A 20,961-nucleotide genomic window follows, 5' to 3' on the forward strand; every position below is an offset into this window, starting at 1 on the left:
CGTCCCCGCGGCCGGACCGTGTGCCGACTCATCGCAGACCGGCCACCACCTGCCGGGCCACGCGTTCGCCCGATTCGATCGCGCCCTCGATGTATCCCGCGTGCTCGCCCGCGGTTTCGGTGCCCGCCCAGTACAGCGTCTCGGCGAGCGGGTCCGACGGCAGTGGGAAGATCCCGGCGGCGGTGGTCGCGTCGGGTAGGGCCAGATAACCGCCGCCCACGTATTCGTCGAGTTGCCAGGATTTTTCGTGCCAACCGACGGGATCGAGGATCGCGGCGGAGTGGAGCGCAGCGCCGAGCCGTTCGAGCAGAGCGCGCTTGCGGGCCGTGGGGGTCATGGCGTCGAGCGTTCGGGCTTCCTTGCCGCCCACCAGGATGCACAGGTGGCCGGGGCCGTCCGGCGGCGAGGTGTCGAACACCGCGGCGCCCGGCTCGTCGAGCAGCATGTGCTCGGCCTCGGCCCGGCCTCTCCAGAAGGGTTCGCGGTAGACCGCCATCGCCTTGTACACCGATCCCATGTACATCTCGTGCTGCAGCCTCGCCAACCGGGGCGGCAGTGCGGGTTCGAAGGTCACCGCACCCAGAAGTGGTGGTGGGGGAACGCAGACGATCACCTTGTCCGCCCGGACGAGCACGGACGGCGACCGGACCGTGGCGCCGCGCTCGTCGTAGTCGATCGAGGTGACCGGAGTGTTCAGCAGTACGCGAGGAGCGAGTTCCGCGGCGAGCCGTTCGGTGAGCGTGCCGGCACCTTCGACGATCAGGGCGTCCTGCGCGCCGCCCCTGGTCGCCAGCATCGTGGAAATCCCGCCCTGATAGCGGGTCATGGCGGCGAACGCCCTCATCGAGATTCGGTCGAGGTCGGCGGTGGTCGCCACTGCGGCGATCACCTCGAGTAGGCGGCGGGCCGTGGCCGACGGGAACTTCCGGATCCACTCGTCGACCGTGAGCGTCGTCCATCCGCGGGGCTCCCGCACCTTCGTCTTGACCTCGAAGGCGAGCAGTGCGAGGTTGGCCACGACGGTTGCCGGCCGGATCGCGGAGAGCGCGCGGCCTTCGTACAGGATGACAGGCCGTCTCGGAGTGTGCATCGGGTAGACGGTGGTCCCCAGCTCGGCGGCGAGCGCCTCGAACCGATGATGGCCGTGACCCACCCATTGTCCGCCGAGGTCGACACGCGAACCCAGTTCGGACGTCTCGGCGGTCATCCGCCCGCCGACGCGGGGCGCGGACTCGAGCACCAGCACCTCGATGTCCTCGCGTCGAAGCTCCCGAGCGGCGATCAGGCCGGCCATGCCTGCGCCGACGATCGCGACGGTGGTGCGCTGTGCGGTGCTCGATGGATGGTCCACGGGCAACTCCTGTCATAAAAAGTCGGACAACCGTACGAAAGCTGGGTCGTGCGGGTGGGGAACCGCACCTGCCGGAGGCGGGTCCGTTCAGGCCCGACCGGACCGGCTCGGCATGCTTCGGGCCACCGGCTGTGGGTCGGCGTAGAGCACCAGCATGTCGAGGGCGTGGGTCAGATCGCGTCGGGCGCGTTCGGGATCGGGCTTGGCGACGTACTGCAGGATCAGGCCGTCGACCAGGGCGAGCGCCATACGACCGAGGGTGTCGAAGCCGGCCGCGCACCGCTCGCCTGCCGCCTGCGCCGCCTGTTCGCAGAAGCCGGTCACCACTGCGCTGTAGCGCTCGTACTGCAGGCGCGCGAGGTCGCCGTCGGACTCGCTCCGTAGCGAGTAGGTCATCAGTTCGTACTGCATCGTCTGCAGTCCGACGCGGTGCGACACCAGCTTGTCCCAGAAGCTCGCCACGCCGTGCCGCAGTGCGTGTTCGACGCCGCTGTCGACGCTGAGTTCGGCTCTCAGTGACGTGGAGATCTCCTCGATCACGGCCAGGATCACCGCGCGGAGGAGGCGGTCTTTGCTGGGGAAGACGTAATGCAGGGTTCCCAGGGGGATGCCCGCACGACCGGCGACCGCGCGCAGCGTCGTTGCCGGCACGCCGTGGTCGCTGAACTCGGCGATCGCGGCTGCCACGATCTGCGGCTCGCGCTCGGCCGCCTTGACATAGCCCACAACGCCTCCTGCGACTCGATGATCGTCTGTCGACCCGTTGCACAGCCTAGCAATGTGATCTAGCTTACTGTCGGACGACCGACCGACTTGTGGAGGATTCTCGATGACGGACTGCGATGTGGTGGTGGTCGGCGCAGGACTCGCCGGTCTGGCTGCCGCGCGAAGACTGACGGCCACCGGCCTGCGGGTGACGGTGCTGGAAGCGCGTGACCGGGTCGCCGGGCGCAACCTCGGTGGACACCTCGCCGACGGGGTGCCGGTGGAGATGGGCGGGCAATGGATCGGTCGGCCCCAGACCGAGGTGCTGAAGCTCGTCGACGAGCTCGGCCTGGAAACCTTCCCCACCTACGACCGAGGGGACGGGGTGACCCTCTACCGTGGGAAAGTCACCCGCTACTCCGACGAGACTTTCGGGCTGAGCGATGACGCCGCCGTCGAAGTCGGCCGTCTGCAACAGGAATTGGAAGCCCTGGCGGAGCCGGTGTCATTGTCGTCGCCGTGGGCCTCACCCGACGCGGCGGACGTCGACCGTCGGACGCTGGACGAGTGGCTGCGCGCCAACACCGACGACGCCGAGGCGCTGGCCTTCTGGAACGCCGTCGTTCCGGCGCTGTTCTCCGCGCAGCCCGCCGAGATGTCGTTGCTGCATTTCCTGTTCTACATCAAGTCCGGCGGCATGATCGACAGCCTGGTCGCCACCACCGGTGGCGCCCAGGAACTGCGTGTCGTCGGTGGAACACACCAGATCTCGGAGCGTATCGCCGCCGAACTCGGCGACGGGATCGTCCGGCTCGGCAGTCCGGTACACACGATCGTCCACGACGACGACCACGTCGAGGTGGTGTTCGACGGCGGATCGTCGACCGCCGCCCGCGTCGTCGTGGCCGTCCCGCCGACGCTCGCCGGCCGCCTGCGCTACCGGCCCGCGCTGCCGGGTTCGCGCGACGGGCTGACCCAGCAGATCCCGATGGGGTCGGTGATCAAGATCCAGGTGGCCTACCCGACACCGTTCTGGCGCGACGCCGGACTCAACGGGTTCGCGTTCAACCTGGACGACGAACTCGGTGTCACCCTGGACAATTCGCCGGTGGACGGCCGCTGCGGCGTGCTCGTCGGATTCTTCGAAGGTGCGCACGCCCGCACCGCGGCCGCCTGGACACCCGACGAGCGCCGAGCCCGTGCCGTGGCGAGCCTGGTCACGTTGTACGGCCCTGCTGCCGCCGATCCGATCGACTACGTCGAACATGACTGGATGGCCGAGGAATTCACTCGTGGTTGCTACGGCGGGCGGCTCGGCGCGGGTGTGTGGACGCAGTACGGTTCCGCGTTGTCCGAACCGATCGGGCGCCTGCACTGGGCCGGTGCCGAGACATCCGACGTCTGGAACGGGTACATGGACGGCGCGGTGCGCTCCGGATACCGCGCCGCTGCCGAAGTTCTCGCCGCCACCCCGTGAGCGCTGTGCGAGTCCGGGCACGCTCTTTTCACTCACGAGGGGTCAGAAGCGGGGGAGTGGGACCAGTTCGATCGGCGTGCCCGGCGTCGCGCCCGGCGGCACGAGCGCCAGCGCGTCGGCGCCGACGAGTGCCCCGAGATGCGCCGTGGAGAACGAGGTGTCGACCGCCCATCCCGAGGCGGTGCTGCGCGCGGGCAGTACCCGCACCGCCGCGGCGTCGGCGACGGCGTCGATACCGGTGATGTGCGCTGTGATCGGCGAATGCGCCGCACGTCCGGTGGCCCCGTCGACGACGGCAGGCAGCATCGTGGTCAACGCCGCGACCGCGGCGTAGGGGTTGCCGGGGAGGCCGAGCACGGTGCGCCCGTCCGGGAGCACCGCGACCACCTGAGAGCCACCCGGACGGCACCGCACGCGCTCGACCACGACGTCGGCCCGCGCACGGGCGAGTGCGGCACGCAGTTCGTCGGCGGCGCCGCGTCCGGTGGCGCCGACGACGACCACCGCATCCACCTGCTGGTCCGGCGCGAACAGACCGTCGAAACCCGCCGCGTGGTCGCGCACGTGCTCGTCGCGCACGACGACGGCCCCGCACGACTCGATCAGGCGCGGCAGGACCGGACCGAGCGAATCGCGTGTGGCACCGGGCGGAAGTGCACCGTCGCGCACGATCTCGTCGCCGGTGAGTGCGACGTGCACGCGCAGCGGACCGCGCGCGGCGAGTGTCGTCACCTCGGCGCTCGCGGCGAGCGAGACCAGTGCGACGTCGATCGGCGCGCCGGCGTCGGCGAGCCGGGTGCCCGGCCGCCACTGCGCGCCGCGCGTGCGGGTGTCGTCGCGTTCCGGCGCGCCGGGAAGCAGTCGCAGCGTGTGCGCTTCGCGCCCGACGTACTCGTCGCGTACCACCGCCGTCGCGCCGTCGGGCACCGCTGCGCCGGTCGCCACGCGCACCGCGTCGCCCGAGACGAGCGATGCACCGGAGTCGTCGCCCGCCCGTACGATGTCGTCGCGCAGCCGCCACGGGCCGGGGCCGGAGACCGCGTAGCCGTCCATCGCCGACGTGTCCTGCGGCGGGAGGTATCCCTGTGCGACGAGCGGTTCGGCGAGCGTCCCGCCGTACGCGTCGACGGCGGCGACCCGGCGCGGCGTGAGCAGTCGCACGTGTTCGCGGACCAGGGCTACGGCGTCGTCGATCGCGGGCAGACTCGCACGGTGACCGGCACGCGCGGCGTCGAGTTCGTCGGGTGTGTCGCAGTCGGTGACGTCGAGGCGGACTGTCGAATACGAGTCGGGCAGAAGTGACTTCATGGGCTGCCCGGAGACCGTGCCGAGCGCGTCGAGTCGCTCGCGCAGCAGCCGTCCACGCCACGCCGAGAGCAGGAACTGCGCCCGCCCGCCGGCGTCGACCGCGACGGCGACGCCCCCGTCGTCGTCGCCGACGTGTGCGTGGAGTGTCGCCACCGCCGCCCGCGTGAGGTCGGGCAGATCCGCGGCCAGCAACAGCACGGTCGCGTCGTCGAAGGAGGCGGAGGAGGAGGCCGAGAGCGTGGCGACGCCCGCCGCGACCGCGGCGACGGGCCCGTCTCCCGGAGGGTCCTCGCGCGTCTGACGAATCGCCTCGGGAAGCCCGTCCCGACGAGGACCGACGACCACCGTCGTGCAGTCGCGCACCGCGTCGAGCGCGATGTCGAGCAGTCGTCGTCCACCGATCGTCTGAGCAGGCTTGTCGACACCGCCCATCCGCGTGCCGCGCCCGCCGGCGAGCACGATCGCGTACGTGTGCGCGCCGCTCGTGCTCAGCCGGGAATCGTGCAGCTCACCCATGCGACCTCTTCTCGTGTCTCCCGCACTAGATGCTGCCCGATCGGATCCGCAGGCGCACACCCGACGCGCGGCCCGAGAACGCGTGCAACTTTGCAATATCTGCAAATTTGCAGTTTCTGAAAGTTTCGCGCATCCTTGCTCGGTGACCACCACGTCTTCGTCGTCCGACGCGAGTGCGCGGGCAGACGCGGGCCTGCGCGAACGCAAGAAGCGGCAGACCCGCCGCGACATCGCGCGCGCGGCGTACGAGGCGGTCTCCGAACTCGGCCTCGACGGTGCGACAGTCGAGACGATCGCGGAACGCGCGGGCGTGTCGACGCGCACCTTCTTCAACTACTTCGACACCAAGGACGACGCGGTCGTCGCGATGGTCGTCGACCGGTTCGCGGGCTTCGCCGACGCGGTGCGCGAGTTGCCGCCGAGCGACAATCCGGTCACCGAGGTGCGCGATGCGCTCATCCGGTTCGTCGCCGAGCGTCGCGCGGACTTCTCGGGCGACGACGGCGTCGAGGCCATGTTCGAGCACAACCCGGGTCTGCACCGGTCGTTCGCGGCGGCACTCACCCGGTTCGACGCCGAGACCGCCGCGGCACTCGCGGCCCGTCACCCCGACGATCCGTGTCCCGCACGCGCCGCGGCGGCAGCTCTTGCGGTCGGTTTCGGGCTGCTGCGGCTCGTGATGCTCGACGTGTCGCACCACGAGTCCGCGATCCACGATCCCGACGGCGCGCACGATCCCGCGGCGCGCCTGCGCGAGTACTACCGCGTGTTCGATCGCCACCCGCTCGCATAACCGCAGCGGTCCGGATTTTCGCCCGTGGCGCACCGCCGCCACCGACACCACTCACGAAAGACGAAGACGCATGACCGAATCCGGCGTCACGACGCCCCCTCCGCCGCCCGATTCGGGCGCCGCTCCGATGGTGCTGACCCAGAAGAAGATCTGGCTCATCTTCGGGGCTCTCGTGGCGGGCATGTTCCTCGCGTCGCTCGACCAGTCGATCGTCGGGCCCGCACTGCCCACGATCGTCGGCGAACTGCACGGCGTCGAACACCAGGCGTGGCTCATCACCATCTACATCCTCGCGGTGTGCATCACGATGCCGCTGTACGGCAAGTTCGGTGACCTGTTCGGCAGGCGCTCACTGTTCATCGCCGCGATCGGCATCTTCACCCTCGGCTCGCTCGGGTCCGGCTTCGCGGGATTCCTCACCGACGGTCACATGGCCTTCTGGGAGCTGGTGGCGTGGCGCGGGGTCCAGGGCATCGGCGGCGGTGGGCTGATGATCCTGTCGCAGGCGATCATCGCCGACGTCGTCCCCGCCAACGAACGCGGAAAGTACATGGGCCCGATGGGTGCTGTCTTCGGCGTCTCCGCGGTCGCCGGGCCGCTGCTGGGCGGGTTCTTCACCGATCATCTCGACTGGCGCTGGTGCTTCTGGGTCAACGTACCCGTCGGGCTGATCGCCCTGTTCATCGCGTTCCGCTACATGACGCTCCCGTCGCACCGCAACACCAAGCCGCTCGACTACTGGGGCATCGTGTGCATGGTGCTCGGCACGACGGGCCTGGTGCTCATCACCGACCTCGGTGGCGACACGTGGGCATGGGGCTCGGGCGAGATGATCGCGCTGATCGCCGCGACCGTGCTCGCCGTGGTGGCGCTCGTGTTCGTCGAGAGCCGGGCCGTCGAACCGATCCTGCCGCTGCACCTGTTCCGCAACCGCGTGTTCCTCGTGTCGACCGTCATCGCGATGGTGCTCGGGGTCGGAATGTTCGCCGCGATCGGCTATCTGCCGTCCTTCCTGCAGATGTCGACGGGCAAGTCCGCCGCGGTCTCGGGCCTCATGATGATCCCGATGATGGTCGGCCTGATGCTGACCACGATCGGCTCGGGCCTCGCGATCACCAAGACCGGCAAGTACCGCGTGTACCCGATCGTGGGCCTCGCGATCACCTGCCTCGCGCTCGCCTGGCTCACCACGATGACCGAGAAGACGTCGATCGTGGAGATCGGCGCGATGATCTTCGCGTTCGGTGCCGGTCTCGGGTTCGTGATGCAGGTGATCGTGCTCGCGGTGCAGAACTCCGTCGACCCGCACGAGGTGGGTGTCGCGACGAGCTCGAACAACTACTTCCGCGAGATCGGTGCCGCCGTCGGCACCGCGTGGTTCGGGTCGCTGTTCACGGGCCGGCTCATCGACAACATGACCGACGTCGCCGCCGACCAGGGTGCCGCGGTCGCGGCGAGTGGTTTCGACCCGTCGTCGATGACCCCCGAGGTGGTGCGGATGCTGCCGGAACCTCTGCACGACGCCGTGATCGCTGCGTACGCCAACGCGCTCGCACCCGCGCTGTGGTACGTCTTCCCGCTGTTCGTCGTCGGTCTGATCCTGTCGCTGTTCCTGCCGCAGGTGACATTGTCCGACGAAGCGGGCATGGTGGCCCGCGGCGAAGCCGTGCGCGGCTGACAGCCGATCAGTCCGCGGCGATCGCGTCGGCGAATGCATGCCTCGCGGCACGCACGTCGATGCGATCGCCGTGGATCGGCACCCCTTCGAGTTCGAGCCGCGCCAGCTGACGTCGTCGCAGGTGCGGCGCGGGCGCACCCGACGCGGGCACGATGCGGTGCCACGGCAGGTCGGCCGAATCGGTGCGCATGATCCATCCGACCGTGCGCGCGCTGGTCAACCCGGCCGCCTCCGCGACGTCACCGTAGGTCGCGACCCGTCCGGCGGGCACCGACGCGACCAGCTCGCGGACGCGTTCGATCTGTTCGTCGGTCGTCTTCACAGTACTTTCCGGATGGCGGCCGCGGTGTCGGCGGGCCGCGCCTGCGGCACCATGTGGTCACAGTCGAGTTCGACGACGTGCAGGTCCGCACCGAGGCGCTCCGCGAGGCCGTCACGCAGTTGCGGTGTGACATACGGCGGCTGCACCTTCATCGCCTGGACGAGCACCGTGGGCGTGCCCGCCGCGGGCAGGACCAGCGGGCGGGCGAGCTCGCCCCACGCCGACACGAGGGCGGGCACCGAGATCCGCCAGTTCACCCGGCCGTTCGGCAACTCGACGAGATGCTCGGCGATCTCCTCGTCGAGCAGCGGCCGTGGCACCTCGCCCCACGCGCCGTGCACCTTCTCCGACCGCGCCTCGGCGACGTCGGTGTAGTCGGGGGACGAGATCGTCGCGTCCGCGACCTGCGCGAGCACGCCCGGGTCGAGTCCGATTGCGGGATCGAGCAACACGAGCGCGCGCACACACTCGGGAGCGCGGTGTGCGAGGTGCAGCGCGATCGCGGCGCCGAACGAATGGCCCACGACGACAACCGGTTCGGACGTGTAGGTGTCGAGAGTCGCGAGGACGCTGTCGACGTGGGCGTCGAGATTCCAGGGCGGCGCGAACGTCGAGCGTCCGTGCCCGCGCAGATCGGGGGCTATCCACCGGGCCTCGGGCAGATGGTTGTCGGCCAGATCCCGCCAGCGCCTGCCGTGACCCGTGACGCCGTGCAAGGCGAGCACGCCGGGCCCGTCGGAGGTGCCGAAGGTGTACGTGTGGAGCGGAGGTGCGGCGGCATCGGGATTCTGCACGGTCCAACTATGCACCACACCGTCGCTCCCGGTGCGGTCGTCGGCGGTGTCGGTGCCGTCTGGTGGAATGCCCCTCGTGTCCGTGTCATCCCGCTCCGCTGCTGCGCGCCGCGCTCCGCGTCCGCAGCTCGTGCGGCGCGACCCGGGTGTGCGCGGTCCGCGGCGCTGGGGCCCGGAGGTGGCGCCGGTGCTGCACGGCGCGCCCGCGCGGGACGTCCGGGCCGGCACCGAGGCACGGGGTGTGCGCACAGTCCCGTGGCAGGTACTCGGCGGCCCCGGCACAGGCAAGACGTCACTGCTGATCGACGCCGTCGTGGCGCGCATCGAGGCGGGCGCCGCCCCGGAGTCGATCCTGCTGCTCACGCAGTCCCGCCATGCCGCGGCCGTGGCGCGCGAGCACGTCACCCGCGCGCTGCTGCCGTCCGGCCGCCTCGGCTCGCCCACACCCGAGGCGCCCGCGGTCGCACGCGAGCCGCTCGTCCGTACCGTGCACTCGTACGCGTTCTCGGTGCTACGGCTGTTCGCGGCGCGCCGTGGGGCGCCACCGCCGCGGCTGCTCACCGGCGCCGAACAGGACGCCGTCGTGCGCGAAATGCTGCGCGGCGAAGCCGAGGACGGCGCACACGCGTGGCCCGCGCGGCTGCGGCCCGCGCTCGCGCTCGGCGGGTTCGCCGCCGAGGTGCGCGACCTCATGTTGCGTGCGAGCGAGCGGGGCGTCGGCCCGGAGGGACTGGTCGATCTCGGCTACGAGCAGGAGCGGCCCGAGTGGGTCGCGGTGGGCGAGTTCGCCCTCCGCTACGAAGAGTCGATGTTGTTGCGTGCGGCGGTCGGTTCCGGATCGCCCGAAGCCACGGCGCCCGCACTCGACGCCGCCGAACTGGTCGGTGCGGCCGTCGACGCGTTCGCGCAGGACGCCGATTTCCTCGCGCGTGAGCGCGCCCGCATCCGCCACCTCCTCGTCGACGACGCACAGCATCTCGATCCCCAGGCCGCACTGCTGGTTTCGGTTCTCGCACACGGCACCGACTCCGCGGTCCTCGCGGGCGACCCCGACCAGACCGTCTACGGTTTCCGCGGCGCCGATCCCGCGTTCCTGACCGAGGCGGGCGAGCGCGGCGACGAGCACCGCATCGTGCTGCGCGAGGGTATGCGCACCGGCCCCGCGATCGCGGGCGTGTGCAGGCAGATCGCTGCCCGACTGCCCGGCGCGGGCGCGCAACGCGAATGGGCACCCACCGAACACCGCGTCGGCGAGGACGACAGCGCGACCGTCCGGGTGCTGCCGAGCCGCGCCGAGGAGGCTGCGGTCGTCGCCGACGCGCTGCGCCGTGCACACGTGCTGGGCGGCGTGCCGTGGGGGGAGATGGCAGTGGTGGTGCGGTCCGTGCCCGCAGCGCTCGCGCCGCTGCGCCGCGGTCTCACCGCCGCGGGCGTGCCGGTCGTCGCCCCCACATCCGACATCCCGCTCGTGCGCAGGCACGGTGCGGCGGGCCTCGTCGGTGTGCTGCGTGCACTCGCCGACCGCACGTTCTCGGGTGACGACGCACTCGCGCTCCTCGCCGGACCGATCGGCGGCGCCGACCCGGTCGCGCTGCGCCGGCTGCGGCGCGGGCTGCGTCGAGGCGAACTCGCGACCGGCGGCGAACGCGACTCCGCGGAACTGCTCCGCGCCCTGCTCACCGGAACCGACGACCGCGTCGCCGGCCTGGTCACCGACGTCGAGCGTGCTCCGCTCGACCGGGCACGCAAGATCGTCGGCAAGGCCCGCATCGCGTGGGAGCAGGGCCGCGGCGTGGAGGAGACCGTCTGGGCGGCGTGGCAGTCGAGCGGCCTCGAACGCACGTGGGCTGCCGCGTCCGAACGGGGTGGTGCGGCGGGAGCGCAGGCGGATCGCGATCTCGACGCCGTCATCGCGCTCTTCGACGCGGCGGCTGCATACGTCGACCGGATTCCTCGCGGCACGCTCTCCGGCTTCCTCGATTATCTGGCAGGCCAGGAGATCTCCGGTACGTCGCGCACCGCGCGGGCCGAGCAGGACGCCGTCACCATCCTGTCCGCGCACGCCGCCGCCGGGCGCGAGTGGGAGGTCGTCGCGGTCGCCGGGGTCCAGGAAGGGCTGTGGCCCACACTGCGCACGCGCGGCAGCCTCCTCGGTACCGACGTCCTCGTCGACCTGCTCGACGGCAACGGCGCGGCGGCGCCGGGGGCAGGTGCCGACGCGGTGGACGTCGTGTCGCGCACCGCGCCGCTCCTCGCGGACGAGCGGCGCCTGTTCCTCGTCGCGTGCAGCCGGGCGCGCAGCCGCCTGCTCGTCACCGCGGTCGACTCGACCGAGGGCGACGCCGAACTCGTGCGGTCGCGGTTCGTCGACGAACTGCTCGGCGACGAGGCATCCGACGACCACCCCGACGGAGTCCCTGCACCACAGCCGACCCGCGTGCTCGCACTGCCTGCCCTCGTCGCCGAACTGCGCAGCGTCGTCTGCGATCCGGACGCCGACCCCGCGCGGCGCGGCCGGGCCGCCGAGCAACTCGCGCGGCTCGCCGATGCGGGCGTGCGCGGCGCGCACCCCGACGACTGGTACGGGCTGGCGGCGCCGTCCGACGACACACCCCTCTGGCGCCCGGACGACGGTCCTGTGCCGATGTCTCCGTCCACCGTCGAACTCATCAGTACGTGCCCGTTGCGGTGGATGCTCGAACGGCACGGTGGCACGGACGGCGACACCGTCAGCGCCGTCGCCGGCACCCTCGTACACACCCTCGTGCAGGCTGTCGCCGGCCGGCTGCCCGTGGATCAGGTCGAGCGTGCACTCGAAGAGGCCTGGGATGCAGTCGATCTCGGTTCGCCATGGTTCTCGCGCCGCGAGCTCTCCCGCACGCGGGCGATGCTCGACACGTTCACCGAGTGGATGCGCGCCACACGCTCCGAGCTCACCGAGATCGGTGTCGAGGTCGAGGTCGACGGCATACTCGAGGTCGAGGCCGAGGACGACGGCGATCCCGAAACGAGCGACGCCGATTCCGACGCACCGCCGCCCGTTCGACTGCGCGGCCGCATCGACCGGCTCGAACGGGACGCGGAGGGCCGCCCGGTGGTGGTCGACGTCAAGACCGCGAAGAATCCGGTCAGCAAAGCCGATGCGGCGGCGCACGCGCAGCTCGCCGCCTACCAGGTCGCCGTGTCGGAGGGCGCCGTCGTCGGCGAACCCGCGTCCGAGCCGGGTGGCGCACGACTCGTGTTCGTCGCCAAGGCGAATCGCACCGACGGCGCGACGCAACGGCTGCAGCAGCCGCTCGACGCGGCCGAACTCGCGCAGTGGAAACAGCGCATCCATTCCGCGGCGGCGTCGACCCGTGGCCCCGAGTTCGAGGCGAGGGTGAACGACGGATGCCGGCACTGCCCCATCCGGTCGAGCTGCCCGGCGCAGGACGAGGGTCGGCAGGTGAGTAGCGAATGACGCACGTGCAGAACGGCACCCGCACCCTCGTCACGCCTACCGAGCTCGCCACCGGTCTCGGGTGGCATCCGCCCACCAACGAGCAGGCCGCGGTCGTCTCGGCCCCTGCAGGGCCCACCCTCGTCGTCGCGGGAGCGGGTGCAGGCAAAACGGAGACCATGGCGGCGCGTGTCGTGTGGCTCGTCGCGAACGGGCTCGTACGGCCCGACGCGGTACTCGGACTGACCTTCACGCGTAAAGCCGCACAACAACTCACCTCCCGCATCCGGCAGCGGCTCGCGCGGCTCGCGGGATCGGATCTACTGCGCTCGATCGACCCCGCGGGCGTCGTGCGCGCCCAGATCCTGTCGAGCGAACCCGAGATCAGCACGTACCACGCGTATGCGGGCAGGTTGCTCGCCGAGCACGGACTGCTGCTGCCGGTCGAACCGTCGGCGCGGCTCCTGTCGGAAACCGAGTTGTGGCAGATCGCATATCGCGTCGTCAGCGGGTGGGACGAGGATCTCGACACCGACTCGGGCCCCGCGGCGGTCACCGAAGCGGTGCTCGCGTTGTCCGGCCAGCTCGCGGAACATCTCGCCGAGCCGGACGCCTTGCGCCACGCGCACGACGAGCTCGAATCGCTCGTGCACGCGCTGCCGCCCGGGCCGCGTCAGCGGGGCGGCCCGAGTCGTGAGCTGCTCGGGATACTCGAGGCACAGCACCGGCGGGTCGCCCTGCTTCCGCTCGTCGAGGCTCTCGCCGACACCCTCCGTCGTGAGGGCGTGCTCGACTTCGGCGCGCAGATGTCACTGTCGGCGCGGCTCGCCGCGACCCACCCCGAGGTCGGTCGGGCGGAGCGGTCGCGCTTCCGTGTCGTGTTGCTCGACGAGTACCAGGACACCGGGCACTCGCAGCGTGTGCTGCTGTCGTCGCTCTTCGGCGGTGGCGTCGACCCGGCGCTCGCGGTCACCGCGGTCGGCGATCCGATGCAGTCGATCTACGGCTGGCGCGGCGCGTCGGCGGCCAATCTGCCGCGGTTCGCCACCGACTTCCCGTGCGGCACCGGGGCACCCGCACCGGTGCTCGAACTGCTCACCAGCTGGCGCAACCCGGCCGAGGCGCTTGCACTCGCCAACGTCGTGGCCGATCCGCTGCGTGCGGGCGGTGTGTCGGTCGCGACGCTCCGGCCGCGACCGGACGCGACCGACGGCGACATCCGGCTCGCCCTGCACGAGGACGTCGTCGCCGAGCGTGCGTGGGTCGCCGACGCGCTCGCCGACGAGTTCGCGGCCGCGCGCGAGGCGGGCAGGCCTACCCCCACCGCGGCGGTTCTCGTGCGGCGCAACGCCGATGCCGCGCCGATCGCCGAGGTGCTGCGCTCGCGCGGCCTGCCGGTCGAGGTCGTCGGTCTCGGCGGACTGCTGCACACACCCGAGGTGGCCGATCTCGTGGCGATGCTGCGTGTCGTCGCCGATCCGCTCGCAGGCAGCGCAGCCGTGCGTCTGCTCACCGGGGCCCGGTGGCAGCTGGGCGCGTCCGATCTCGCGGCGCTGTGGCGGCGCGCGGGCGAACTCGCGATCGGCCGGGACCGGTCGGCGTCGGGCGCGGTCACCGATTCGCGGGCGCTGGCCGACGCGCTCGACGCGGCGCTGCCCGGCGAGCAGGCGGACCGCGCCGGTCTGATCGACGCGCTGGCCGACCCCGGCCCGCCCGAACGGTATTCGGAGCGAGGGTTTTCGCGCATCCGGCGGTTCGCGAGCGAACTGGCTGCGCTGCGTCAGCGGCTGGGTCAGCCGCTCACCGACCTCGTCGCCGACGTCGAACGGGTGCTCGGCGTGGGTGTCGAAGCGCAATCGCGGGTACGTGCGGCGGGGGTGGCGGGCCGCGAACACCTCGACGCGTTCGCCGACGTCGTCGCCGGGTACGCGAACCGTTCGACCGCCACGCTGTCCGGGCTGCTCGCGTTCCTCGATGCCGCGGAGTCGGTCGAGAAGGGGCTCGCGCCGGGCGAGGTTCAGGTCGATCCTGATCGCGTGCAGGTGCTCACCGTGCACTCCGCGAAGGGGCTCGAGTGGGAGATCGTCGCCGTGCCGCACGTGTGCACCGGCGTCTTCCCGTCCCGCACCGCATCGGCGACGTGGCTGGGCGGGCTCGGCGAGCTGCCGCCGTCGCTGCGCGGCGACCGCGCCGTCGGCGGCGAGCATCCCGAGGACGGCGTGCCGGTTCTCGAACTGGACGATCTGCACCACCGCAAGGATCTCGAGGACGCGCTCTCGTCGCATCGGAAGGCGCTCGCGGCCAGGAAACTCGAAGAGGATCGGCGGCTGTTCTACGTCGCGCTCACTCGCACCGAACGAGTGCTCCTCGTCTCGGGCCATCACTGGGGCGAGACGGGAACCGAGCCGCGAGGAGCGTCCCCCTTCCTCGTCGAGCTACGCGACACGGTCGCGCCACCCGATCCGGACGGCGACGGCACCGACAGCACTCCCGGCAGGTCGGCCCTCGACACCGCGATCGGGGCCGTCACGATCGACGTCTGGGCACCCGCCCCCGACGACGACGCCGACAATCCGCTGACGGCCGAAGCCGTCACTGCCGCATGGCCGTCCGATGCCCTCGGCCGTCGTCGCGATGCCGTCGAAGAAGGTGCCGCGATGGTGCGCGCCGCGCTCGCCGCCCACGCCGCGGCGCGACACAGCGAAGACCACAGCGAAGGCCACAGCGAAGGCAGCAGCACGGACCGCGGCGACACCGACGGCAGCGACATCGAGCGCGACGATTCCGCCGACTCCGACAACTGGGCGGCCGACGTCGACGCGCTGCTCGCGGAGCGCGCCGCGCGGGCCGATCGCCGGGTCACGGTCGCCGTTCCCGGACAGCTGTCGGTCAGCCAGCTCGTCGAGCGCGGCGCCGATCCGGAAGGTCTCGCGGCGCGCCTGCGGCGGCCGCTGCCGTATCGGCCGAACCCGATGGCGCGGCGCGGCACCGCCTTCCACGCATGGGTCGAACGTCACTTCGATGCAGAACCGTTGCTCGACGTCGACGAACTGCCGGGCGCGGCCGACTCCGACGCAGCCCCGGACGGCGACCTCGCCGCACTGCAGGAGGCATTCCTGCGCAGTCGGTGGGCACAGCGCAATCCGGTCGAGGTCGAGGTGCCGTTCGAGACGTCGGTCGCGGGCACGGTCGTCCGCGGCCGCATCGACGCGGTGTTCGCCGATCCCGACGGCGGCTGGACCGTCGTCGACTGGAAGACGGGTGCACCGCCGTCCGCGGCCGACGAGCCCGCCGTCGCGCTGCAACTCGCGGCGTACCGGATCGCGTGGGCGGGCCTGGTGGGCGTCGACCCCGAGCGCGTGCGCGCGGCATTCCACTACGTCCGCACCGGCCACACCGTGTCACCCGAATCGTTGCCGGGCACCTCCGAACTGACGCGATTGCTCGCCGAGGTCGGCGCCTCCACGGACGGGCGCGTCGAGGTCAGCGACGAGCCCGCAGGGCCTCCGTGACGAGCGGGATCTGAATCGGCAGGCGGCCCAGGGCGATCGCCTTCTGCGCGGTTCCCAGCTTCGGGTTGCGTACCCAGTCCACCGCCATCTGCACATTCGCCGGGAAGACGGCGACGAACAGGGCGGCGGCGAGAGTGCCACCGAGGCGTCGCGTGCGCGGCGCCAGGAGGCTCGCGCCCACCGCCAGCTCCGCGGCCCCCGACGCGTACGTGTAGGTGCGGGCGTCGCCGGGCAGCTGCCGCGGCACGATGGCGTCGAAGTACTTGGGAGCGGCGAAGTGCAGAGCGCCCGCGCCGAGCAGCAGCGCGGCGAGACGTAGGGCGGGCCTTCGTGAGGCGGAGGACTGTGGCGAAGGGGAAGCGTGTCGGGTCACGCGACCACCTTGCCGCATCGCGAGCCGGACGGTCCACTAGCGTGGCCGCCGCGGGCTACGCTCCGAGGACAGACCGCACGTAATGGCAGACAGGGCAGGCAATGGCAGGCAAGCTTCGCGCGAGGCTCGATCGTTCGGACAGTCTGACGGACCGACCCGACTTCGATCTCGTCGGTGTCATCAGGATTCCGGAGGGGGCCACGAGTCCCGCGCGGGCGATCTGGAAGAGGGTGCTGATCGCGATCGGCGCGCTCGCCGCCGCGGTCGTCATCGTCTACATCGGACGATCCGGGTATCGCGATGCACAGGGCGGCGACCTGTCGCTGCTCGACTGCATCTATTACGCAACGGTGTCGTTGTCGACCACGGGCTACGGCGACATCACGCCGGTCACTCCGTGGGCGCGCTTCCTCAACATCGTCCTGATCACGCCGTTGCGCATCTTCTTCCTCATCGTGCTGGTCGGAACCACGCTCGCCGCACTCACCGAGAGTTCGCGGCAAACCTTCAAGATCCAACGCTGGAGGCGTCAGGTGCGTAATCACACGGTCGTGATCGGGTACGGCACGAAGGGCCGGACCGCGATCGACGCCCTCATCGGCGACGACATCCCGCCGTCGGAGATCGTCGTCGTCGACACCGATCAGTCGGTGCTCGACTCGGCGGCTGCGAAGGGTCTGGTCACCGTGACCGGTTCCGCGACGAAATCGGACGTGTTGCGGCTGGCGGGTGCGCAGCACGCAGCCGCGATCATCGTGGCCACCAACCGGGACGACACGTCGGTGCTCGTCACGCTCACCGCGCGCGAGATCGCACCGGACGCCAAGATCGTGGCGGCGATCCGCGAGTCGGAGAACACGCATCTGCTGCGTCAGTCGGGCGCCGACTCGGTCGTGGTGTCGTCGGAGACCGCGGGCCGCCTCCTCGGCCTCGCGACCACCACACCCAGTGTCGTGGAGATGATGGAGGACCTGCTCACGCCCGAGGCGGGCTTCGCGGTCGCCGAGCGGCCGGTCGAGAAGGACGAGATCGGTGGTTCACCGCGGCATCTCGCGGACATCGTCCTCGGGGTCGTGCGTGACGGCAGGCTCATCCGGGTTGGCTCGTCCGAAGCCGATGCGATCGAGCCTGGCGACAAACTGCTCTACATCCGGCGGGTCACCAACTGACGTCCCGTACTGTCGTGCGCGTGGCACACGACACACGGGGATTCCAGCTGAAAGAGCTTCCGCAACTGTCCCGGTCGGGTGTCGGCCGCGCCGAGGAGTTGCGTGCCGACGAGGATGCGCTGCGGTCGGGATGGGCCGATGCTCTCCTGCTGTGGGTCGACCGGCGTGGTCAGGTCCGCCTGGACGGCGACGCGCTGGTGCTGGTGCCCGCCACCGAGGCTGCGGACGAACCTCTCGCCGGCGCGGTGTTCATGGGCACCCGCGACGACCGGCACGTGTGGGCCGCGCGGACTCGCGTCCTCGCGGGCGAGGTCGCGGATCTGCGCGGGATGGGGGCGCGACTGTCGGACGACGACGCGGGGCTGGCCACCGGCGCGGTCGCGGTGCTCAACTGGCACGACGCGGCGGGCTTCAGCGGTCTCGACGGCGCACCCACCACACCCACCCTCGCGGGGTGGTCGCGCATCTCGTCGTCGACGGGACACGAGGACTTTCCGCGCACCGATCCCGCCGTCATCTGTCTCGTCCACGACGGGGCCGATCGCGTACTGCTCGCACGGCAGCCGACATGGCCGGAACGCCGGTTCTCGGTCCTCGCCGGCTTCGTGGAGGCGGGGGAGTCGCTCGAAGCGTGCGTCGCACGGGAGATCCGCGAAGAGGTGGGGCTCACCGTGGCGGACATCCGCTATCTGGGCAGCCAGCCGTGGCCGTTCCCGCGGTCGGTCATGATCGGGTTCGCGGCCACCGCCGATCCGGACGCGCCGCTCGTGTTCGCCGACGGCGAGATCGCGCAGGCACGCTGGTTCGATCGGGACGAAGTGCGCCGCGCCCTCGCGCTGGGGGACTGGGCGTCGGACGCGGACGCACCTCTACTGCTGCCGGGATCGGTGTCGATCGCGCGGGGAATGCTCGAATCGTGGGCCGATCAGACGCCGAGCGCCTGCTTGACCTGAGCGAGCGTGGGGTTGGTCGCGGTGCTCCCGTCGGGGTACTTCACCGTCGGCACGACGTGATTGCCGCCGTTGACCTCGCCCACGAAGTCGGCCGACGCGGGGTCCTGCTCGATGTCGATCTCGACGTAGCCGATGCCGTTCTCGTCGAGCTGCTTCTTCAGGCGTCGGCAGTAGCCGCACCACGTGGTCGAGTACATGATCATCGTGTTGTCCGTTGCAGTCACGAGACCAATAACACCACGACCTGCCCCGGTGTTCCCGCGCCCGTCCGGTCCGGCGGCTGTCGGCGGCGGCTGACATGATGGGGCGCATGTCCGTCGACGCCACTTCCGCAGTAGAACCTGCCGGCCTCGACCCCGAGCAGACGGCGGCGGTCGTGGCTCCGCGAGGCCCGGTCTGTGTCCTCGCAGGCGCGGGCACGGGCAAGACCCGCACCATCACCAGGCGCATCGCGCACTTGATCGACCGTGGCCATGTCGCACCGGGACAGGTGCTCGCGGTCACGTTCACGGCGCGTGCGGCGGGGGAGATGCGGGGCCGATTGCGTGGCCTCGGTATCGGGGCCACGGGCCCGCAGGTGCAGGCCCGCACCTTCCACGCCGCGGCACTGCGTCAACTGCGCTACTTCTGGCCGCAGGTCGTCGGGGACACCCCGTGGCAACTGCTCGACCGCAAGTTCGCGGTCGTGAGCGCCGCCGCGGGCCGTGTCGGGTTGTCCACCGAACGCGACAGCGTGCGCGACCTGGCGAGCGAGATCGAATGGGCCAAGGCGTCGCTCGTCGCGCCGGAGGACTACGCGCGTACGGCGGCGAAGTTGCATCGCGACGTCCCGGCCGACGCGGAGAAGGTCGCACGCGTCTACGCCGGCTACGAGCAACTCAAGGTGCGCGGCGACGAAGGCATGCTGCTCGACTTCGACGACCTGCTGCTGCACACCGCCGCGGCGCTCGAGGAGCACACCGCGGTCGCCGAGGAGTTCCGCGACCGGTACCGCTGCTTCGTCGTCGACGAGTACCAGGACGTCACCCCACTGCAACAGCGCGTCCTCGACGCGTGGCTCGGCGACCGCGACGACCTCACGGTCGTGGGCGACGCGAACCAGACCATCTACTCGTTCACCGGCGCCACGCCTCGTTACCTGCTCGACTTCTCGCGCACCTATCCGGACGCCACGGTCGTCCGGCTCGAGCGCGACTACCGTTCGACGCCACAGGTCGTCTCGTTGGCCAACCGGGTGATCGGCGCGGCACGCGGCCGCATCGCGGGCACGCGGCTCCAGCTCGTCGGCCAGCGCCCGGACGGGCCCGAACCGACGTTCGCCGAGTACGACGACGAGCCCGCCGAAGCCGACGCCGTCGCACGCGCGATCACCCGCCTGCTCGCCTCCGGCGTACCGGCCTCGGAGATCGCGATCCTCTACCGCATCAACGCGCAGTCGGAGGTGCACGAAGAAGCACTCACGCGGCACGGCATCGCGTATCAGGTGCGCGGCGGCGAGGGATTCTTCACGCGCGCCGAGGTACGGCAGGGCATCGCCGCACTGCGGCAGGCCGCGGGCCGCGACGATCTTCCCGACACGGTCGGTCCCGATCTCGTCACGCTGGTCCGGGCCGTCCTCGCGCCGCTCGGCCTGTCGGACGAGGAGCCCGCGGGCACCCAGGCGCGCGAGCGGTGGGCGTCGCTGACGGCGCTCGTCCAGCTCGCCGAGGAGCAGGTCGCGCAGAACGAGACGATCGGTCTGGACGGTCTGCTGCGCGAGCTGTCGCTGCGTGCCGAGGCACGGCACCCACCGGTCGTCGAAGGGGTCACCCTGGCGTCGCTGCACGCTGCCAAGGGCCTCGAATGGGACGCGGTGTTCCTCGTCGGGCTCACCGACGGCACGCTGCCCATCGCGCACGTGCTGGGCGACTCGTCGTCGGCGCCCGACACCGCGGGCATCGAGGAGGAGCGTCGGCTGCTGTACGTCGGCGTCACGCGCGCCCGCGTTCACCTCGAACTGTCGTGGGCACTCGCGCGCAACGAAGGCGGCAGGCGGTCGCGGCGTCGCTCGCGCTTCCTGCACGGCCTCGTGCCCGACGAGTCGCCGGCCTCGCGCATCGCGGCGCCCGCGAAACCGTCCAAGAAGCGGCCGAGGTGCCGGCTGTGCGGCAAGCCGCTCATCGGCACCACTGCCACCATGCTCGGCCGCTGCGAGAGCTGCCCGGCCGATCTCGACGTCGAATTGCTGGACGCGCTACGCGAGTGGCGGCTGCTCACGTCGCGCGAGCTGAAGGTTCCGGCGTACGTCGTGTTCAGCGACAACACGCTCACCGCGATCGCCGAGCAGTGCCCGGTCGACGAGGCCGCGCTCGTCGCGATCCCCGGCATCGGCCCCAAGAAGCTGTCGACCTACGGCGAGGACGTGCTGTCGCTGTGCCGCGGCCGGGCGCGGTGATCGCCTCCCGGATGCACGAGAAACCCCAGGTAGAAAATAACTTGTGCCGTCTTTCGGCATTCGCTTACTCTGTGTAAGTCGCGGCGGTTTGCCGCCGCGTGCACGATGTCGGCGAGCGTCTCTCTCAGGAGAGGCGC

The 20,961-nt window shown here is 71.1% G+C and carries 15 protein-coding genes; 8 read left to right on the forward strand and 7 right to left on the reverse strand.

Going from position 1 to position 20,961, the window contains the following annotated elements; all coding sequences use genetic code 11:
• Positions 1-28: 28 nt before the first annotated feature.
• Positions 29-1,351 (reverse strand): FAD-dependent oxidoreductase, encoded by a 1,323-nt coding sequence (locus HCA44_RS04115; protein WP_346764563.1) that lies wholly within the window; start codon positions 1,349-1,351, stop codon positions 29-31.
• An 87-nt stretch (positions 1,352-1,438) separates the two neighbouring features.
• Positions 1,439-2,077: a TetR/AcrR family transcriptional regulator gene (locus HCA44_RS04120; protein ID WP_169647238.1), complete on the reverse strand. Its 639-nt coding sequence runs from the start codon at positions 2,075-2,077 to the stop codon at positions 1,439-1,441.
• A gap of 103 nt (positions 2,078-2,180) precedes the next feature.
• On the opposite strand from HCA44_RS04120, the gene HCA44_RS04125 reads away from it, so the two are divergent.
• Complete coding sequence (locus HCA44_RS04125; RefSeq protein ID WP_169647239.1) at positions 2,181-3,533, forward strand: FAD-dependent oxidoreductase; 1,353 nt, start codon at positions 2,181-2,183, stop codon at positions 3,531-3,533.
• Between the two features lie 42 nt (positions 3,534-3,575).
• On the opposite strand, the gene HCA44_RS04130 is transcribed toward HCA44_RS04125, so the two are convergent.
• Entirely contained in the window at positions 3,576-5,357 is a 1,782-nt protein-coding gene (locus tag HCA44_RS04130; RefSeq protein ID WP_169647240.1) for an NTP transferase domain-containing protein, read from the reverse strand.
• A gap of 142 nt (positions 5,358-5,499) precedes the next feature.
• Between HCA44_RS04130 and HCA44_RS04135 the strand changes: the two genes are divergently transcribed.
• Both HCA44_RS04135 and HCA44_RS04140 read left to right on the forward strand, forming a co-directional pair.
• Complete coding sequence (locus tag HCA44_RS04135) at positions 5,500-6,150, forward strand: TetR/AcrR family transcriptional regulator (RefSeq protein ID WP_346764564.1); 651 nt, start codon at positions 5,500-5,502, stop codon at positions 6,148-6,150.
• A 70-nt stretch (positions 6,151-6,220) separates the two neighbouring features.
• Positions 6,221-7,828, forward strand: a complete 1,608-nt coding sequence (locus HCA44_RS04140; RefSeq protein ID WP_169647242.1) for an MDR family MFS transporter — start codon at positions 6,221-6,223, stop codon at positions 7,826-7,828.
• Between the two features lie 7 nt (positions 7,829-7,835).
• Here HCA44_RS04140 and HCA44_RS04145 read toward each other — a convergent pair whose 3' ends face one another.
• Complete coding sequence (locus HCA44_RS04145) at positions 7,836-8,150, reverse strand: MGMT family protein (protein ID WP_169647243.1); 315 nt, start codon at positions 8,148-8,150, stop codon at positions 7,836-7,838.
• Positions 8,147-8,944 carry an alpha/beta fold hydrolase gene (locus tag HCA44_RS20915; protein ID WP_346764565.1) on the reverse strand — a complete coding sequence of 266 codons (798 nt, stop codon included), beginning with the start codon at positions 8,942-8,944 and terminating at the stop codon, positions 8,147-8,149. The genes HCA44_RS04145 and HCA44_RS20915 overlap by 4 nt, the downstream gene beginning before the upstream one ends.
• Positions 8,945-9,011: 67 nt before the next feature.
• On the opposite strand from HCA44_RS20915, the gene HCA44_RS04155 reads away from it, so the two are divergent.
• Complete coding sequence (locus tag HCA44_RS04155) at positions 9,012-12,404, forward strand: ATP-dependent DNA helicase (RefSeq protein ID WP_240945272.1); 3,393 nt, start codon at positions 9,012-9,014, stop codon at positions 12,402-12,404.
• Positions 12,401-15,895: an ATP-dependent DNA helicase gene (locus HCA44_RS04160; RefSeq protein WP_169647246.1), complete on the forward strand. Its 3,495-nt coding sequence runs from the start codon at positions 12,401-12,403 to the stop codon at positions 15,893-15,895. Before HCA44_RS04155 ends, HCA44_RS04160 begins: the two co-directional genes overlap by 4 nt.
• On the opposite strand, the gene HCA44_RS04165 is transcribed toward HCA44_RS04160, so the two are convergent.
• Positions 15,867-16,286: a MauE/DoxX family redox-associated membrane protein gene (locus HCA44_RS04165; RefSeq protein WP_169647247.1), complete on the reverse strand. Its 420-nt coding sequence runs from the start codon at positions 16,284-16,286 to the stop codon at positions 15,867-15,869. The two genes, HCA44_RS04160 and HCA44_RS04165, sit on opposite strands and share 29 nt — an antisense overlap.
• An 83-nt stretch (positions 16,287-16,369) precedes the next feature.
• On the opposite strand from HCA44_RS04165, the gene HCA44_RS04170 reads away from it, so the two are divergent.
• Together HCA44_RS04170 and nudC are read left to right on the forward strand one after the other, a co-directional pair.
• On the forward strand, positions 16,370-17,437 hold the full coding sequence (locus HCA44_RS04170; protein ID WP_169647248.1) for a potassium channel family protein: 1,068 nt from the start codon (positions 16,370-16,372) through the stop codon (positions 17,435-17,437).
• Positions 17,438-17,457: 20 nt separating this feature from the next.
• Entirely contained in the window at positions 17,458-18,390 is a 933-nt protein-coding gene (gene nudC / locus HCA44_RS04175) for an NAD(+) diphosphatase (RefSeq protein ID WP_346764566.1), read from the forward strand.
• On the opposite strand, the gene HCA44_RS04180 is transcribed toward nudC, so the two are convergent.
• Positions 18,363-18,614 (reverse strand): mycoredoxin, encoded by a 252-nt coding sequence (locus HCA44_RS04180; RefSeq protein ID WP_346764567.1) that lies wholly within the window; start codon positions 18,612-18,614, stop codon positions 18,363-18,365. The genes nudC and HCA44_RS04180 overlap by 28 nt on opposite strands.
• An 86-nt stretch (positions 18,615-18,700) precedes the next feature.
• On the opposite strand from HCA44_RS04180, the gene HCA44_RS04185 reads away from it, so the two are divergent.
• Entirely contained in the window at positions 18,701-20,824 is a 2,124-nt protein-coding gene (locus tag HCA44_RS04185; protein WP_169647249.1) for an ATP-dependent DNA helicase UvrD2, read from the forward strand.
• Positions 20,825-20,961: the final 137 nt, after the last annotated feature.

The sequence above is a fragment of the Rhodococcus sp. HNM0569 genome (assembly GCF_012726205.1).
Taxonomy (GTDB): domain Bacteria; phylum Actinomycetota; class Actinomycetes; order Mycobacteriales; family Mycobacteriaceae; genus Rhodococcus_F.

What these genes read in the sequence shown, in the direction of transcription:
- HCA44_RS04170 (WP_169647248.1), top strand. Translation starts at nt 16,370, where the DNA reads ATGGCAGGCAAGCTTCGCGCGAGGCTCGATCGTTCGGACAGTCTGACG.
- HCA44_RS04165 (WP_169647247.1), bottom strand. Translation starts at nt 16,286, where the DNA reads ATGCGGCAAGGTGGTCGCGTGACCCGACACGCTTCCCCTTCGCCACAG.
- HCA44_RS04125 (WP_169647239.1), top strand. Translation starts at nt 2,181, where the DNA reads ATGACGGACTGCGATGTGGTGGTGGTCGGCGCAGGACTCGCCGGTCTG.
- HCA44_RS04160 (WP_169647246.1), top strand. Translation starts at nt 12,401, where the DNA reads ATGACGCACGTGCAGAACGGCACCCGCACCCTCGTCACGCCTACCGAG.
- HCA44_RS04130 (WP_169647240.1), bottom strand. Translation starts at nt 5,357, where the DNA reads ATGGGTGAGCTGCACGATTCCCGGCTGAGCACGAGCGGCGCGCACACG.
- HCA44_RS04185 (WP_169647249.1), top strand. Translation starts at nt 18,701, where the DNA reads ATGTCCGTCGACGCCACTTCCGCAGTAGAACCTGCCGGCCTCGACCCC.
- HCA44_RS04140 (WP_169647242.1), top strand. Translation starts at nt 6,221, where the DNA reads ATGACCGAATCCGGCGTCACGACGCCCCCTCCGCCGCCCGATTCGGGC.
- HCA44_RS04155 (WP_240945272.1), top strand. Translation starts at nt 9,012, where the DNA reads ATGCCCCTCGTGTCCGTGTCATCCCGCTCCGCTGCTGCGCGCCGCGCT.